Annotated in this window: 11 protein-coding genes; 1 reads left to right on the plus strand and 10 read right to left on the minus strand. The window is 59.7% G+C overall.

Annotation, left to right across the window (positions count from 1 at the left end; all coding sequences use genetic code 11):
• Positions 1 to 164 precede the first annotated feature (164 nt).
• The 4 genes from AC1DKH_RS02195 to AC1DKH_RS02210 form a co-directional block, all read right to left on the minus strand.
• Positions 165 to 1,943, minus strand: coding sequence for an acyl-CoA dehydrogenase C-terminal domain-containing protein (locus tag AC1DKH_RS02195; protein ID WP_477797290.1), 1,779 nt, complete (start codon positions 1,941 to 1,943; stop codon positions 165 to 167).
• 175 nt (positions 1,944 to 2,118) lie between these two features.
• Positions 2,119 to 3,915 (minus strand): acyl-CoA dehydrogenase C-terminal domain-containing protein, encoded by a 1,797-nt coding sequence (locus AC1DKH_RS02200; RefSeq protein WP_477797291.1) that lies wholly within the window; start codon positions 3,913 to 3,915, stop codon positions 2,119 to 2,121.
• Between the two features lie 85 nt (positions 3,916 to 4,000).
• On the minus strand, positions 4,001 to 5,275 hold the full coding sequence (locus tag AC1DKH_RS02205; protein WP_477797441.1) for a GGDEF domain-containing protein: 1,275 nt from the start codon (positions 5,273 to 5,275) through the stop codon (positions 4,001 to 4,003).
• Between the two features lie 170 nt (positions 5,276 to 5,445).
• Positions 5,446 to 7,605, minus strand: coding sequence for a cytochrome-c peroxidase (locus tag AC1DKH_RS02210; RefSeq protein WP_477797292.1), 2,160 nt, complete (start codon positions 7,603 to 7,605; stop codon positions 5,446 to 5,448).
• Between the two features lie 1,109 nt (positions 7,606 to 8,714).
• Here AC1DKH_RS02210 and AC1DKH_RS02215 point away from each other — a divergent pair.
• On the plus strand, positions 8,715 to 10,502 hold the full coding sequence (locus tag AC1DKH_RS02215; protein WP_477797293.1) for a hypothetical protein: 1,788 nt from the start codon (positions 8,715 to 8,717) through the stop codon (positions 10,500 to 10,502).
• An 82-nt stretch (positions 10,503 to 10,584) separates the two neighbouring features.
• On the opposite strand, the gene AC1DKH_RS02220 is transcribed toward AC1DKH_RS02215, so the two are convergent.
• From AC1DKH_RS02220 to bioF, 6 genes are all read right to left on the minus strand, one after another.
• Positions 10,585 to 12,390, minus strand: a complete 1,806-nt coding sequence (locus tag AC1DKH_RS02220) for a phenylacyl-CoA dehydrogenase (protein ID WP_008051571.1) — start codon at positions 12,388 to 12,390, stop codon at positions 10,585 to 10,587.
• Between the two features lie 278 nt (positions 12,391 to 12,668).
• Entirely contained in the window at positions 12,669 to 12,965 is a 297-nt protein-coding gene (locus AC1DKH_RS02225; RefSeq protein WP_477797294.1) for a pyrroloquinoline quinone biosynthesis protein PqqE, read from the minus strand.
• A 123-nt stretch (positions 12,966 to 13,088) separates the two neighbouring features.
• Positions 13,089 to 13,769 carry a dethiobiotin synthase gene (gene bioD, locus AC1DKH_RS02230; RefSeq protein ID WP_007982063.1) on the minus strand — a complete coding sequence of 227 codons (681 nt, stop codon included), beginning with the start codon at positions 13,767 to 13,769 and terminating at the stop codon, positions 13,089 to 13,091.
• Entirely contained in the window at positions 13,766 to 14,578 is an 813-nt protein-coding gene (gene bioC / locus AC1DKH_RS02235; RefSeq protein WP_477797295.1) for a malonyl-ACP O-methyltransferase BioC, read from the minus strand. The genes bioD and bioC overlap by 4 nt, the downstream gene beginning before the upstream one ends.
• Positions 14,571 to 15,302: an alpha/beta fold hydrolase gene (locus AC1DKH_RS02240; RefSeq protein WP_477797296.1), complete on the minus strand. Its 732-nt coding sequence runs from the start codon at positions 15,300 to 15,302 to the stop codon at positions 14,571 to 14,573. The genes bioC and AC1DKH_RS02240 overlap by 8 nt, the downstream gene beginning before the upstream one ends.
• Positions 15,295 to 16,473 carry an 8-amino-7-oxononanoate synthase gene (bioF, locus tag AC1DKH_RS02245; protein ID WP_477797297.1) on the minus strand — a complete coding sequence of 393 codons (1,179 nt, stop codon included), beginning with the start codon at positions 16,471 to 16,473 and terminating at the stop codon, positions 15,295 to 15,297. The genes AC1DKH_RS02240 and bioF overlap by 8 nt, the downstream gene beginning before the upstream one ends.
• Between the last annotated feature and the right edge of the window lie 54 nt (positions 16,474 to 16,527).

A 16,527-nucleotide genomic window follows, 5' to 3' on the forward strand; every position in this document is an offset into this window, starting at 1 on the left:
ATCCATTTCACTCCGCCGTCCTGGCAGAATCCTACGTGTCCCTGTTGTTGCTTTGCGCTTCCTGCGCTACGTCCATGAGAAGTAGATTAGCTGTGGATCCAATTTGTATCTATGGGAGAACAGCAGCACGTTATGTAAGAGAATGCTTACATAACGTTACTTCTTCAGAATTGTCCTGCATCCAGCAGGAACAACGATTCGCTACCGGCCTTCACCGACGCGCTCAACGAGTGAATGCGCGGCAGCAGGCGGGCAAAATAGAACCGCGCCGTGCCCAGTTTGCTGGCATAGAAATCGTCTTGCGCTTCCTTGCCGAAAGCCGCCTTGGCCATCAGGGCCCACATGTAGGCGTACGCCACGTAACCGAAAACCTGCAGATACTCGACCGACGCCGCGCCGATTTCGTTCGGATTGCTCTTCGCACGGTCAAGCAACCACGCGGTCAGTTCATCGAGGGTGGTCACTGCGTCGTTCAGCGGCTTGGTGAACTCGGCGAGGTCCGCGCTGGCGGTCGCCGTGAAGTGGCGAATCTCGTCGGCGAACAGGTTGTAGAACGCCCCGCCGCTACCCACGATCTTGCGCCCGACCAGGTCCAGCGCCTGAATGCCATTGGTGCCTTCGTAGATCTGGGTGATGCGCACGTCACGCACCAGTTGCTCCTGGCCCCACTCACGGATGTAGCCGTGGCCGCCGAAAATCTGCTGACCGTGAACAGTGGTTTCCAGGCCGAGGTCGGTCAGGAACGCCTTGGCCACCGGGGTCAGCAATGCCACCAGGTCTTCCGCACGCTTGCGGGTGGTCACGTCTTCGCTGAACTTGGCGGTGTCCAGTTGCATCGCCACATAGGTGGAGAACGCACGGCCACCTTCGTTCGAGGCTTTCATGGTCAGCAGCATGCGACGTACGTCCGGGTGGACGATGATCGGGTCAGCCACTTTGTCCTTGTTCTGTGCGCCGGTCGGCGAACGGCTTTGCAGACGGTCACGGGCGTATTCCACGGCGTTCTGGTACGAACGCTCGCCAGTGGCCAGGCCCTGGATACCGACGCCCAGTCGCTCGTAGTTCATCATGGTGAACATCGCCGCCAGGCCTTTGTTTGGCTCGCCGACCAGGTAACCCACGGCTTCATCGAAGTTCATCACGCAGGTCGCGGACGCCTGGATGCCCATCTTGTGCTCGATCGAGCCGCAGTTGGCCGGGTTGCGCGCGCCCAGGCTGCCATCGGCATTGACCATGAACTTGGGTACCAGGAACAGCGAAATGCCTTTCGGCCCCGCCGGTGCATCCGGCAGCTTGGCCAGCACCAGGTGGATGATGTTTTCGGTCAGGTCGTGTTCGCCACCGGTGATGAAGATCTTGGTGCCGCTGACCTTGTAGGAACCGTCGGCCTGAGGCTCGGCCTTGGTACGGATGATCCCAAGGTCAGTACCAGCGTGTGGCTCGGTCAGGCACATGGAACCGGCCCAGATGCCGGCGTACATGTTCGGCAGGTACGCGGCTTTCAGCGCTTCGCTGGCGTGGGCGTTGATCGACAGGCAAGCGCCGGCGGTCAGCATCGGATACAGACCGAATGACAGGCTGGCGGAGTTGACCATTTCTTCGACCTGGGCCGAAACGGCTTTGGGCATGCCCATGCCGCCGTAGGACGGATCGCCACCGACACCGACCCAGCCGCCTTCAGCATAGGTCTGATAGGCCTGTGGGAAACCTGCCGGCGTGGTGACGGCACCGTCCGCCCAATGGCAACCTTCTTCGTCAGCGGCACGGCTCAGCGGTGCGATGCTTTTACTGGTGACTTTGCCGGCTTCTTCCAGGATGGCTTCGACCGTTTCTGCATCCACAGTCTCGGCCAGTGCAGGCAGCTCGGCCCAGAGTTTGGCGACCTCGAAAACTTCATTGAGGACGAAGCGCATATCGCGCAGGGGCGCTTTGTAGTCAGCCATGGCAAACCTCGCAAGATCTATACAGGTAATTCACAGGAAGAGTGTTTTCGTTGGGTCGGAGTGTACCTCAACAACTTTTGCGACACATAGGGTCAACTCATGACCATTTTGTTATTTTTAGTCACCAACAAAAAAGCCCGCGCAAGGCGAGCTTCTTTGTAACGGATTTACATGACTAAAGAGCAAACAACTCCGCTGGCAGTTGCATCAGGCAATCGCTCCCGGCTTCGATGGCCGCCCGATGAGCGGCAGTGCGTGGCAACAGACGCTTGAAGTAAAACTCGCTGGTCGCCAGTTTGCCCCGGCAGAAATCGCCATCGCCGCTGCCAGCATCGAGCTGCGCCTGAGCCACCAGCGCCATGCGTAACCACAGGTAGCCGAGGATGATGTAACCGCTGTACATCAGGTAATCCACCGACGCGGCACCGACTTCGTCAGGGTTTTTCATCGCCGCCATGCCGACCCTGATGGTCAGCTCACCCCACTGCTGGTTCAGTTGATTGAGCTGCGCCACATACCCGGCCAGTTGTGGATGCTCAGCGTTCGCCGCGCAGAACTTGTGGACGATTTTGGTGAAACCGCGCAGCAGCTTGCCCTGGCTGCCGAGTACCTTACGCCCGAGCAAGTCCAGCGCCTGAATGCCGTTGGTGCCCTCATAGATCGGTGCGATCCGGCAGTCGCGTACCAGTTGCTCCATACCCCATTCGCGAATGAACCCGTGGCCGCCAAACACCTGCATGCCGTGGTTGGTCACCTCCAGCCCGGTGTCGGTCATGAAGGCTTTGCAGATCGGTGTGAGGAACGCCAGCAGGTCTTCGGCATCCTGACGCGCCGTTTCATCCGGGCTCTGGTGCGCCACGTCCAGTAGTTGCGCGGTGAAGTAGGTCAGCGCGCGGTTGCCCTCGTTGAAGGCTTTCATGGTCAGCAACATCCGCCGCACATCAGGGTGCACGATGATCGGGTCGGCGGCTTTTTCCGGGGCTTTCGGGCCGGTCAGCGCGCGCATCTGCAAACGGTCGTTGGCGTATTTGATCGCGCCCTGGAAGCTCGCCTCCCCCAGACACAGCCCTTGCATGCCAGTGCCCAGCCGCGCGTGGTTCATCATGGTGAACATACAGTTGAGGCCCTTGTTCGGCTCGCCGATCAGGAAGCCCTTGGCCTCGTCGAAATTCAGCACGCAGGTGGCCGAGGCCTTGATGCCCATTTTGTGTTCGATCGAGCCGCAGGACACGCCGTTGCGCTCGCCCGCTTCGCCCGTCGCATCGGGCAGGAACTTGGGCACGATGAACAGCGAAATGCCCTTGGTCCCGGCCGGTGCGTCCGGCAATTTGGCCAGCACCAGGTGAATGATGTTGGCGCTCATGTCGTGCTCGCCGGCGGAGATGAAGATCTTGCTGCCGGAGATCGCGTAGCTGCCATCGGCCGCAGGTACGGCGCGGGTCTTGATGATGCCCAGGTCAGTGCCGCAATGGGCTTCGGTCAGGCACATGGTGCCGGTCCATTGGCCAGCGGTGAGCTTCTTCAAATAAGTCTGCTTTTGCGCCTCGGTGCCATGGGCGTGGATCGCCGACATCGCACCGTGGGTCAGGCCGGGGTACATGCCCCATGAGGTGTTGCTGGAACCCACCATCTCGCTGATCACCAGGCCCAGAGAGATCGGCAAACCTTGACCGCCGTAAAGCGGATCCGCCGCCAGGCCATGCCAGCCGCCCTCGACATATTGGGTGAAGGCCTGCTTGAAGCCCGCCGGCGTGGTGACCACACCATTGTCGAAATGGCAGCCTTCTTCATCGCCGCTGCGATTGAGCGGCGACAGCACGTTTTCGCAGAACTTCGCCCCTTCTTCGAGGATCGCATTGACCATGTCCGGGCTGGCATCGGTGGCCCCCAGCGCGGCGTAGTTGCTGTGGAAGTCGAAGACGTGGTCGATCAGAAAGCGCATGTCGCGCAAAGGAGCTTTGTACTCGGGCATGGTCATTCTCCGTCGGCAGATTTCTCCAACCTACTGCTGCCGACCCCGCCTCACAATCACCTTCCGCTCGCTGAATGCGCCATCATCACTCAACCGTAGCGGCGTCCATGCGCACCGCGCCACGGCGGTTCTGCCCGAACGCCATCACGCAGTTTCGCCCGGCACCCTTGGCGCTGTAGAGCGCCTGGTCAGCGGACTTGAGCACCTCTTCCGGGGCGCGTTGATCGATCCGTTCGGCAACGCCGATACTGACCGTCACCGACACACTCGACGCCCCGGAACCGGCACGCCGCTGGCGCCCCTGATGATCGTCCTGCGGGCGATTTTCCTGATTGCGCAGTTGAATGTTGTAAGTGGCGATGGACTCGCGGAGGACTTCCAGGTGCGGCAGGCACTCTTCGAGGGTCTTGCCTGCAAACACCAGGGCAAATTCCTCGCCGCCATAGCGATACGCCTTACCGCCACCGCCGATTTTCGACAGTTTGCTGGCCACCAGCCGTAGCACTTGGTCACCGACGTCGTGGCCGTGGGTGTCGTTGAATTTCTTGAAGTGGTCGACGTCGCTCATGGCCAACACGTAGTTGCGCCCCAACCGTTGCATGCGTTCATTCAGCGCACGACGGCCCGGCAGTCCGGTCAGTTCGTCGCGGAAGGCCATTTGATAGGCTTCGTGGGCAACGGCGGCGGCGATCATCAGCATCACCTGGCTGCACATGATGTTCAGCGTGAACGGCAGGATGAAGGTTTTCGGCAACATCCAGAACAACCCGAGCAGCCCCACCAATTGCGCGGCATGCAGCGGTCGCGGGTTGCGCCAGTATTGCCAGGCCAGCAGCAGGAACGCAGCAATGAACACCGGATAGGACAACTGGATCAGGCTCATCCAGGCGCCATGCAAGGCAGGCCAGCGAATCTCCGACAGCCAGATCAGCAGCGCGTGCGGATAGCTTTGCTCAAGCCCCAGCGCCACGCAGCCGACCGCCAGCAATACCGCGAAACGCGCCACCATGTCCTGGAACAGATGGGTACGCTCCTGCCACGCCGCGAAGATGCCAAACAGCAGCGGCAGCAGCAGGCAACACAAATGAAAGACCACGGCGGCATCGTCACGCACCTTGCCGTTGTCGCGGTAATAGTCAGTCTGGGTGTCGAGCAGGAAGTAGGCGATGTACACCGTGACCATCAGAAACAGTTCACGCTGGCGTCGGTACACCGCGCAATAGGCACCACCGAGCAACAACACCAGGGTGGGCAGCACGTTGAACAACGAGGTGAAGAAGACGTTCAGATCCTTGATGTATGCAGCCGCAAGCCCCGCCAGCAACAGCAGTAATGACGGCAGGAAATGGCTGAAACGCATAGCGGAAGAACGCAGCAAGGGTAAAGCTCCGACCCGTCAGATCAATAGATGGCAATGTGCCCACCCCCTTTAACGGCAGAAAACCCGATTTGCTGAGTGAAATACTGAGGTATTTGTAAAAGGTCGTCACTGGCGTCCATCGGCCGCCAGTGACGCAAGGGGCAATACGGTTACAGGTCGTTGTTGAACGGTTGCAGCGGCCCTTCCAGCGCTGTGCGACCTTCCGCACCGATCGGTCTGAGCTCGATTTCGGCATCCTTCGCTTGCCGGGTAGTAATCTTCGGACTCGCCGGTTTTTGCCCGACGGAATTTTCATCACCCTTTTCACCCTGTGCCAGCACCAGCGACGGATGGTCAAACGGCGCCCGTTCCCACGCGACCCGTGGATCGGTCAGCCCGACTTCCATGAACTTGACCAGTGCATCCACTTCATCCGGGGCCAGGCTCAGACGGGTGATGTCCGGATCAAGATTGGAGCCGTTGTGCTGATTGACCGCCGGATGCTCAAAGCCGCTGGTGTTGCTGGCATCTTCGCCACGCCGGTCGCCGCCGCGGTTGTAGAACTCCATCACCTGTTGCAGCGTTGCGCGACTGCCGTTGTGGAAATACGGCCCGGTCAACGCGATATTGCGCAAGGTCGGTGTCTTGAAGGCGCCATCGACCGCATCGCGGAAACCGACATTGGGCTTGAGCGTCGCGTCACAAGGGATGGCCGGGCTCAAAGGCGCTTCGAAGGTGCACACATCGACTTCCAGTGGGTCAGGGATCTGGCCGCCCTGGAGTACGGTGTTGTACTCACGGGTGAAAGACAACGGATTGCCCCACGCATCCGAGCCACCGAGCGCCAGGTCCTCCGACGTTGGACGCACCCCGGTGTTGTAGAAGCCGTTGTCATACAGCGTGATCAGGTTGTCGGCCATGACCATGCGTTCGATCCGTTCCTGAGGATGGAACAGCAAACGGCTGCCGGCGTTGGTCAATTCCGCGCCGCCGTGGCAACTGATGCACTTACCCTTGCCCAGGAAAAGTTCCATGCCTTGGACCTGCTGGTTATTCATGGCTGTGTGATCGCCCTGTAAATAGGCATCCAGCGGCGCCTGGTCCGAGATCAGCGTGGATTCATACATCTGGATCGCCAGCCCGAAGAACAGCGGGAAGTTCGCCTCCATCTGGGTGTATGGCGCACCGCCCAGCGAGACCTGCTGCGTGGCATTCCACAGGCGCGGCTGGAACGCGTTCTTGATCAGTTCACGGTAGGTCGGCCGATGACCACCGGATATCGGCCCGAGTACCGAATCGGTGGACGAGATCCGTTGCTGCTTGAGCATCAAGGTGTCGAGCATGCGCCGGCCGATGTCGGCGAAGGTACGCCCGCCGCAGGACATTTCCACCGGGCTGCCGGGAGGCCCTACCGCTTGCGAGGCGGCGGAAGCATCCTTGAGCGCCAGCCTGACTTTGGTTGCCACGCCACTGCGATCGCTGGTCACGAAAATCCCGGCGTCAGGGTCGCGATTGCCGAACGGTGAGAAACCGTTGAATACGTTGTTGGCCCGGCCATCCCAGAAGTTGCGCACGTTGAACGCAGCGTTGATCACCGTCGGTGCGTTACGCCCGGTGCTACGGCGAACATTGATACCGCCCACCTGGAAGATACCGTCTGGTTGCTGAATGCACTTGTCGAACCGCGACTGATTGGGCTTGACGAAGTTGGCGTCGAACACGCCTTGGGAGCCGATCACATCATCGCTTGAATAGACAATCGCCGAGTTGCGATCCAGCGGATCGGCCAGCACGTGGGTCGGGAAGTCGCTTTTCTTCAGCAGGTAGTTCGGGCCGCCCTTGCCACCGGACCTGGTGGTGTAGCTCGGCACGTCGCCCGGAATATCCGACGCGGTAAACGGCTTGTTGAAGATCGACGAGACGTTCGCGTTGGTATTCGCCTGGCCCGGGTTGATCTGGTTGGTGGTGCGATGATCGACACCCGCGTGGAAGTGGCAGGATGCGCAAGCGGTGGAGCCGTCACTGCCGATCTCCATGTCCCAGAACAGTGCCTTGCCCAGGAGCACTGCCGCCGAGCGATTGAGCACGTAGTCGGTCATCAGGTCGACCTTGCGCCCGCCTTCGATTCCCGAAGGGTCGGGTGGAGTCATGCCGCGCAGCGACTGCAGGCTGGGCACGTCCGGAACGACCGGCACTTCCGGCACGGCCGGAACGACCTCGACCGGGTCGGCGGCCCAAACGTTCATGACGGGCAGGCCAATGGCGAAGAGTGTCATCACCATTGCACGGGGCAAGCCGGTGGTTCGAAAGATGCTCAAATACTTAAACATGACGACGTTCCCGATTCAGTACGGAGTAGTCAGGCTCCGCGGTTGCCCTGTTGCGAGATGAGCTCATCGCCATGAATCTTGCTGCTCGCTCGAGTAACCACACCAACTTGAAGTTGCATGGACAAAGCGAGACTTAACTGGCAAAGCACTCTCGTGGCTCAGGCCTTTTGAAAAAATGACATTTCGCGCTACTGGATAGCGCTTGATGCAACTCTAGCCGCAACAAAAAATTTAAACATGAAACTTTCTATATTTTTATTTAATCCAAATCAAGAAAACCTTCCAATAACAACAGCAACTGCGCACTATTCCTCAGTTCTGGTTAAACTTCACCCCATTATTGGGTGCCATTCCCCAATCAGCCCGCACCAAGCGATCAGCGACGACCTCTAAAAGCCAGAATTTAAAGGGCATCAGGCAACCAGACTGCGTTTTTTTTGAAGCTGGCAGAGTATTTGCTGGTCCAAACACCGCGGTGTAAGCAGCACTTTAAAAAAACACCTGTAGACCCGCATCGCCAGCCAATATAAACATCCATCAGACATATAAAATCCATTCGTGCGCAAGTTGCACTGCGTTAGCTATTGTTTTTTCATTTATACCTCCCATACACGACTATTTTCTCTCCACCCTCTTCCCCCCTTTGCACACCTGCGACTTTAGTAGTATTTAACAGACAATACTTCTCAACCACCACTAAAGGAGACACACTTACTAGAGCATTTAATAACACTCAAATTTGGGCATATATCCCCACCCACTTCGGTGTTAACCACATAACATATAACTATATGTATATCACCAACATCAGCGCAGCCCGCATTTTTGCTGGCTAACAAGGCAACTGAACCAATCAGGCACGACTACTGCTATGTACCCCTCAGGCTCAAGGAAATGTCTCTCGCGTTTGCGTTCGTAACCGGCCAACGCAACGCAGGTGAAAGCATCCGAACGGCAAGTGACGACAGTACACAGGCACTTATCCCGCCGGATCGAGCCCCAATTCGACACTCACGGCTTTGCGTTTTTCTTGCGCAGGATTCAGCGCATCAGCAGATCCGCGATCTCGATCGGCCGGCAATTGGTCCTGCAAGATTCTGGAGTGAGCCATGAGCTTATCTTTGTTCGAAAAAACGCTCGCCATACCGCTGCTGCCTCACAAGCGATTCAACGGCATCTTCAGTCGCCATGCTCTGCTCGCCAGTGCCGTCGCTGTCGCACTGGCCATTGGTGGTGGTGGAGATGCATTTGCCAAAAACGGAGCTGGCGGTGGCGGTGGCGGTGGTGGCGGCGGCGGGACTGCCAAGCCCCCGGGTTTGCCCTCGCCGTTCACGACACCCACACTGCCCGATCCGATTTTTACAAACCCGACTGCGATTCATGGGTTTGACGTTACCGGTTTTATCCAAAACATGACCCTGGACACCACCAATGCGAATTGCCCCAATACCAGCGACCCGGGCCGCTTTGGGGGGACCGTCCAGTTGAACGGCGTCACGATTGTTGTCCCTTGCAACACCGTTATGCAGATGCCGGCCAATACCCTGACCTGGGCCGACTTCGTCAGGGGTGGAACCCTGGCGCTCGGAAAATCACCGGCAGCCTACCCCTCGTTCGAGATCCATGTGGTGGGTAATACTGTCTCCAACAAGCAAATTGCCGGGCTGATCTTTGTCTCCCAGCAATCAGTCAATGCGGGCAGCGGTGTCATCACCCGGATCGACTACACCAACGGCAACCTCGAAGTTGACAGCGGGAACCCGACGCAACCCACGATCATTCAGATCAACGATCCGAATGGACGTTTTGGCCGTGCCCAAAGCCCCGACCCACGCTTCTCCGTCGATGACGCCAACCCGACCATCCATGCTGCCACCGGCTACCCGATGTGCGTGCCGCGCACGATTTCCGGGGACGATGCGCTCTGCCCACAGAAAAACCGACCACAAGTGGTCACCCCGACCACGACCAACAACTGCCGCAACTTCAGCCAGGCCGGCGTCACGCCTCCGGCCAGTGGAGAGCTCTCGGGTCCAGCGGTGGGGCAGGTCTATTGCAGCCAGTACGTCATGAAGAGATTCAGCGATGCTACACGCACGGCGACAGACCCCGACCCGACACAACAGGCCCCCTTCGAAGTCGGCGACTTCATCAGCTGGTCCGGTACTCTGTTCAAGTCAGCAACAACGGGCCTCCCGGACTTCATCTCTGCACACACGATCGAGGCGAATGTCGGGATCTACACTCAGCCTGGTTCGCAGCCCAGCTACCTGGCTATCGGGGAATTTGGCATTGGTACGGCCGACCCGGCCGCAACGGCCATCAGCGGAGTAGCCCAGGAGACGCAGGACCGGATTTTCCTTGAAGCCTCGACCACCGACATCAAGACCCCGGTCGACATCTATCTGATAGATGTCAATCCATCGACGGGTGTGCAAACCAATCGCTGGATTACACCCTATGAGATGACGGGTGAATGCAACTCTGGGCTGGGCCTTGCGGCCAGTTGCCTGGGAGCCTCGGGCGGTATTACCACACAGAACACGGGCCCTCAGCCACAACGCGCCAGATTACGCGCGACCAAAGCGCCCACCGGGCTACTTAGCCAGCCGACACGTACCTTGCGCGTCGTTGCGCGGTCACTTTGCGTTCCACAGCTAAGCTTGTCCCAGCCCGGCGTGGACAGTTGCATCCAGAACGCGGGCAGGCTGACCGTCGCCAATGGACTGATTGCCGGACAGTATGTGGCGCCGGTGTTCGAGTTCATCTTTCCGGAAGGCGTCAAGCCTGGCGATCCCGTCGTCCCGAACGACTTCTGGCACCTGCCGTTCATACGTAACGGAGAAGGCGTGGGCACACCGACTGGCGTCGGCCCTCTGGACCCTACGCCATGGTGAGCAAGGCCTGACCACAGCGCAAAAAAAACCGCCGCTCCCGGAGGAAGCGGCGGTTTTTTTTGAAGGACTGCGTTAAGGCTTATTAGTAGCCCAGGTCGAAGTTCTCTTCTTTCATGTCCATCAGGTTGTTGGCGCCCGACAGCATGGTTGCGACGTGAGTGCGGGTACGCGGCAGGATGCGCTGGAAGTAGAAGCGCGCTGTCTGCAGCTTGGCGGTGTAGAACGCCTCTTCGGAAGTGCCGGCAGCCAGTTTCTCGGCAGCCAGGCGCGCCATGTCAGCCCAGAAGTAGGCCAGGCAGGCGTAACCGGAGTACATCAGGTAGTCCACGGAGGCCGCGCCGACTTCTTCGCGATCTTTCATGGCGGCCATGCCGACCTTCATGGTCAGTTCGCCCCATTCCTTGTTCAGTGCAGCCAGCGGAGCGACGAACTCTTGAACCGCTTCGTTGCCTTCGTTGGTCTGGCAGAACTTGTGGACGATCTTGGTGAAGCCCTTCAGAGCCTCGCCTTGGGTCATCAGCACTTTTCGGCCCAGCAGGTCGAGAGCCTGGATACCAGTGGTGCCTTCGTACAGCATCGAGATGCGGCTGTCGCGGACGTTCTGCTCCATGCCCCACTCGGCGATGAAGCCGTGGCCGCCGTAGATCTGCACGCCGTGGTTGGCCGATTCGAAACCGACTTCGGTCATGAAGGCTTTGGCGATTGGCGTCATGAAAGCCAGCAGTGCGTCGGCTTTCTTCTTCTCTTCCTCGTCCACACCGTACTTGACGATGTCGACTTGCTTGGCGGTGAAGTAAACCATCGCACGGTTGCCTTCGGCGAATGCCTTCATGGTCAACAGCATGCGGCGCACGTCAGGGTGCACGATGATCGGGTCAGCGGCTTTGTCCGGTGCTTTCGGGCCAGTCAGCGAGCGCATTTGCAGACGGTCGCGAGCGTATTTCAGGCCGCCCTGGAAACCCACTTCAGCGTGGGCCAGACCTTGCAGTGCGGTACCCAGACGTGCGGTGTTCATGAAGGTGAACATGCAGTTCAGGCCTTTGTTCGCCGGGCCGATCAGAAAACCGGTGGCACCGTCGAAGTTCATCACGCAGGTGGCGTTGCCGTGAATGCCCATCTTGTGTTCCAGGGAACCGCAAGACACAGCATTACGCGCGCCAACCGAGCCATCGGCGTTCGGCATGAACTTCGGCACGATAAACAGGGAGATGCCTTTGGTCCCGGCCGGTGCATCCGGCAGGCGGGCCAGTACGATGTGGACGATGTTATCGGCCATGTCGTGTTCACCGGCTGAGATGAAGATCTTGGTGCCGGAGACTTTGTAGGAACCGTCGGCCTGAGGCTCGGCCTTGGTGCGCAGCATGCCAAGGTCGGTGCCGCAGTGCGGCTCGGTCAGGCACATGGTGCCGGTCCACTCGCCGGAAACCAGCTTGGTCAGGTAAGCCTCTTGCTGCTCAGGGGTACCGTGCTCGGAGATGGTGTTCATCGCACCGTGCGACAGGCCTGGGTACATGCCCCACGACCAGTTGGACTCGCCAACCATTTCGCTGATGGCCAGACCCAGGGACTCCGGCAGGCCTTGGCCGCCATGCTCTACGTCATGAGCCAGGCTCGGCCAGCCACCTTCGACGAATTGCTTGTAGGCTTCCTTGAAGCCAGTCGGGGTCTTGACGCCGGACTCGCTCCAGGTGCAACCCTCGATGTCGCCCACACGGTTCAGCGGAGCCAGTACCTGCTCACAAAACTTGGCGCCTTCCTCGAGAATGGCGTCAACCATGTCCGGAGTTGCGTCGGCACAAGCCGGAAGGCTCTGATAGTGCGCTTCGTAGCCGAGCAGCTCGTCACGAACGAAGCGAATATCACGCAAGGGGGCCTTGTAGTCAGGCATAGCGATAAACCTCTGCTGATGTAACCGGGAATGAACGACCGCATTGATTTGTTGTTGCGATCAAACAGTTGTTTGAAACATACGTTTACGCCCAAATCTTGTCAAGCGTCGATCTTTTGCCGTTCGTCATCGCAGGTTTGGACACACAGGCACACGACAACGCAGCCGCGCTTTCGAAGCAGCCCGCCACACTGAAAAGATTAGTTGAGCAAGAAAGACTTACGCAGAAAAACGCCGCGAACAGGCGCGGCGCTGGAGGGTGCGGACTCTTTAAAGAATCAAGCGTAGGTATCGATCAACGTCCCGAGCACTTCGTCGGCTGCCTTGGCGACTTTCACGCCCAGCTCTGCCTGAATCTTGCCTTGGGCCATTTCGACCACGTTGCTGCTCAGGTCCGATTGCTGGCTGCGATCAACCGATCGCAGACGATCGACCTGCGCCTCGGAGGACTGGCTGGTGACCGATCGCTCGATCGTCATGTTGGCGATCTGCCCGGCGGCTTGATCGACACGGTTCTGCCCTGCCTGAAGGGTGCTCCAACCTGCATAAAAAGCGCTGTTTCCTGAGATTTCCATGGGAAAACTCGTCCTTTCAAAGGATCAACAGCGGCCATTGAAGCAGAGTGGCCGGCAAAACACCCGACAAAAACACTAATGGCACAGTGCCTTATCATAGGCAAAAGCCGCATTGCAAAAACGTCAGTCCAACAGGTCCAGTTGCAAGTGCTCGGCCACTGCTTCGGCCGTGACGGCCTTGAGTTTAGGTACACGTCCCAGGCACGGTGCCGGGAGGCGCTCGGCAAGGGTGGCCAGGTTTTCTTCCAGCCGCGAGGTTTTCGGGTCGATGATGTTGGCCACCCATCCCGCCAGTTGCAAACCGTCCCGGGCAATCGCTTCGGCGGTCAGCAAGGCATGGCTGATACACCCCAGTCGCACGCCGACCACCAGAATCACCGGCAACTGCAACGCGATGGCGAGATCCGACAGATTGTCCTGATCCGCCAACGGCACGCGCCAGCCGCCGGCGCCTTCGATCAGGGTGAAGTCCGCCTGCATGCCCAGAATCTGCCGCATCGGCGCCAGCAACGACTGCACCGTCAGCGCCACGCCCGCCTCTCGAGCCGCCAGGTGCGGTGCAATCGCAGGTTCAAAGGCCACCGGGTTGACCTGTGCATACGTCAGCGGCAGCGAACACTCCGCCAGCAAGGCCAGCGCATCGGCGTTGCGCAGGCCCTTGGGTGTCACATCGCAACCGGACGCGACCGGTTTGCCCGCCGCCGTGCTCAAACCCGCCGAACGCGCCGCATGCAGCAGCCCCGCAGCGACCGTGGTTTTACCGACATCGGTATCCGTGCCGGCGATGAAATAGGCTGCGCTCATAAGGGTTTCTCCAATACGGCGTACACCACTTGATAAGTCGCCGGCAGTCCCTGGGCCTGACGAAACTGCTCATAAGCCTCAATCAGACCCAAAATCCGCGCCCGGCCGGTCAAGCCACCCGGTCGACCGGGATTGAGGTTGTGCGCGCCCAGCGCCTTGAGCTCATGGGTCAGGCTGCGCACATCCGGGTAATGCAGCACGTGCGGTTCATTTTGCAGACTGACGACATGTAACCCACTGGCTGCACACAGCTGTTGATACACACCAAACTCCCGGAAGCGATTGACGTGCACCATACCGTCGACCTGCCGCCAGCTGTCGCGCAATTCAAACAATGTCCCTGCACACAGACTAGCAAACGCGAAAATGCCACCCGGTTTCAGCACCCGAAAGGCTTCACCGAGCACCGAGGCGAAGTCCGCGCACCACTGCACCGCCAGGCTGGAGAAGATCAGGTCGCAGGTCGAATCCTGCAGTGGCAATCGCTCGGCATCGCCGGCCACGAAGTGCGTGGCACCGCCCAATGGCCGGGCGTGGTCGAGCATGCCTTCGGCAATGTCCAGCGCCACACCGTGACTGCCTGCAAATTGCTCATCCAGCGCACGACTGAAATGCCCGGTGCCACAGCCCAGATCCAGCCAACGCTGCGGTACGAAGCCCTGCGGCAGGCGCCTGAGCAATTGGCTACCGACATCACGTTGCAATTCGGCCACGCTGTCGTAGCTTGTCGCCGCACGGGAGAAAGAGGCTGCTACCTGGCGCTTGTCAGGCAAGCCGCCGGGCAGTTTGGGAAGAGATAAATCAGTCATCGCCGGACTCATGCAAAAAGGCCTGGATCGCCCCCGCTACTCCGTGGGGATCCTCCAGAAGAAACGCGTGACCGGCCTGTTCAATCAGACCGACTTCGACATCCGGCAGCAATGCCAACAACACGCCCGCCGCTTCCACCGGCACCAACCCGTCGAGGCCGGCGAACAAATGCAGTTGCGGACCGCGGAACGATTGCAAAGCCTGTCGTGTATCCAGTTGCGCGAGCACTTGCAGACCACTGAGCAGCACCGGCGCGACGGTGTTCGGTGCGCCACCAAGCAACAACCGCGACAATCCGCGCGGGTCTTCGGCGCCTTGGGCGCAGAGCAATGAAAAGCGTCTCAATGTCGCACGAGGATCGGCTGCACATCCCGCCAGAAACGCATCGAAGGTTTCCCCGGACATGGCGCTTGACCATTGTTCATGAGCGACAAAAGAAACATTGCTGGCCAGGGTGAATACACCACAACAGCGATCGCCACGCCGGGCCGCCAACTCGCAGGCGAGCATGCCGCCCAAAGACCAACCGCCAAGCCAGGCATCTTGCGGCAAGGTCGAGTCAAGCTCATCGAGCCACTCTTCAAGATCGCTCGACTCCAGCTCCGGCAATGGCTCGATCTCGACGTGCAGGTGCTCATCCAGGCCGCGCAAGGCTGCCGCCAGAGGCTCCAGCGGTGAAACGCCAAGGCCCCAGCCGGGCAGCAGAATCAGACGATCACGCATGGCTTGGCTCCGGCTTCAGTTGTTGAAAACAATCGGCCAGTCCGTTTAACAATAGCTGTACCTGGGCCTCACTGTGGGCGGCCGTCAACGTGACCCGCAGTCGGGCGCTGCCGGCGGGTACGGTCGGCGGGCGAATTGCGGTCACCATCAACCCGCGTTCGCGCAGCATTTGCGAAAGGCGCACCGCGCGCGCGGCGTCGCCGATCATGATCGGCTGGATCGGCGTGAAGCTGTCCATGAGTTCCAGGCCAATCTGTTCGGCGCCGTCACGGAACTGGCGGATCAGCGCCTGCAAATGCTCGCGGCGCCAGTGTTCACTGCGCAGCAGTTCCAGGCTTTTCAACGTGGCGCAAGCCAGCGCAGGTGGCTGGCTGGTGGTGTAGATGTAGGGCCGGGCGAACTGGATCAGGCTTTCGATCAGCTCTTCGCTGCCAGCCACAAAGGCACCCGCCGTACCGAACGCTTTGCCGAGGGTGCCGACCAGCACCGGAACGTCATCCTGGCTCAAACCGAAATGTTCGACGATGCCGCCACCGTTGGCGCCCAGCGGTCCAAAACCATGGGCATCGTCGACCATCAACCAAGCGCCTTTGGCTTTGGCCTCTCGGGCAAGCGCTGGCAAGTCGGCGATATCGCCGTCCATGCTGAACACGCCGTCGGTGACCACCAGTGTATTGCCGGTGGCTTTTTCCAGGCGCTTGGCCAGGCTCACCGGGTCGTTGTGCAGATAACGATTGAACCGCGCGCCGGACAGCAGCCCCGCGTCGAGCAGCGACGCATGATTGAGCCGGTCTTCGAGCACCGTATCGCCCTGCCCCACCAGCGCCGTGACCGCGCCGAGGTTGGCCATGTAGCCGGTGGTGAACAGCAACGCGCGAGGGCGACCGGTCAAGTCGGCCAATGCTTCTTCCAGGGCATGGTGCGGGGCGCTATGGCCGATGACCAGATGTGACGCCCCTCCGCCCACACCCCACTTCAAAGCGCCGGCGCGCCAGGCTTCGATCACTTGCGGGTGATTGGCCAGGCCCAGGTAGTCGTTGCTACAGAACGCCAGCAACGGCTGGCCATCGACCACCACTTGCGGCCCCTGCGGGCTTTCGAGCAGCGGACGCTGGCGATAGAGGTTTTCGGCACGACGGGCAGCAAGGCGTGCGGCGAGATCGAAAGACATGCAGGCCTCGGGGTCAATTCACAGGTTGGCGAACACTACGCAGTCCCCTGTGGG

This window comes from Pseudomonas sp. 05L36 (assembly GCF_056398125.1).

What these genes read in the sequence shown, in the direction of transcription:
- AC1DKH_RS02210 (WP_477797292.1), bottom strand. Translation starts at nt 7,605, where the DNA reads ATGTTTAAGTATTTGAGCATCTTTCGAACCACCGGCTTGCCCCGTGCA.
- AC1DKH_RS02240 (WP_477797296.1), bottom strand. Translation starts at nt 15,302, where the DNA reads ATGCGTGATCGTCTGATTCTGCTGCCCGGCTGGGGCCTTGGCGTTTCA.
- AC1DKH_RS02225 (WP_477797294.1), bottom strand. Translation starts at nt 12,965, where the DNA reads ATGGAAATCTCAGGAAACAGCGCTTTTTATGCAGGTTGGAGCACCCTT.
- AC1DKH_RS02220 (WP_008051571.1), bottom strand. Translation starts at nt 12,390, where the DNA reads ATGCCTGACTACAAGGCCCCCTTGCGTGATATTCGCTTCGTTCGTGAC.
- AC1DKH_RS02215 (WP_477797293.1), top strand. Translation starts at nt 8,715, where the DNA reads ATGAGCTTATCTTTGTTCGAAAAAACGCTCGCCATACCGCTGCTGCCT.
- bioC (WP_477797295.1), bottom strand. Translation starts at nt 14,578, where the DNA reads ATGACTGATTTATCTCTTCCCAAACTGCCCGGCGGCTTGCCTGACAAG.
- bioD (WP_007982063.1), bottom strand. Translation starts at nt 13,769, where the DNA reads ATGAGCGCAGCCTATTTCATCGCCGGCACGGATACCGATGTCGGTAAA.
- AC1DKH_RS02195 (WP_477797290.1), bottom strand. Translation starts at nt 1,943, where the DNA reads ATGGCTGACTACAAAGCGCCCCTGCGCGATATGCGCTTCGTCCTCAAT.
- AC1DKH_RS02200 (WP_477797291.1), bottom strand. Translation starts at nt 3,915, where the DNA reads ATGCCCGAGTACAAAGCTCCTTTGCGCGACATGCGCTTTCTGATCGAC.
- AC1DKH_RS02205 (WP_477797441.1), bottom strand. Translation starts at nt 5,275, where the DNA reads ATGCGTTTCAGCCATTTCCTGCCGTCATTACTGCTGTTGCTGGCGGGG.
- bioF (WP_477797297.1), bottom strand. Translation starts at nt 16,473, where the DNA reads ATGTCTTTCGATCTCGCCGCACGCCTTGCTGCCCGTCGTGCCGAAAAC.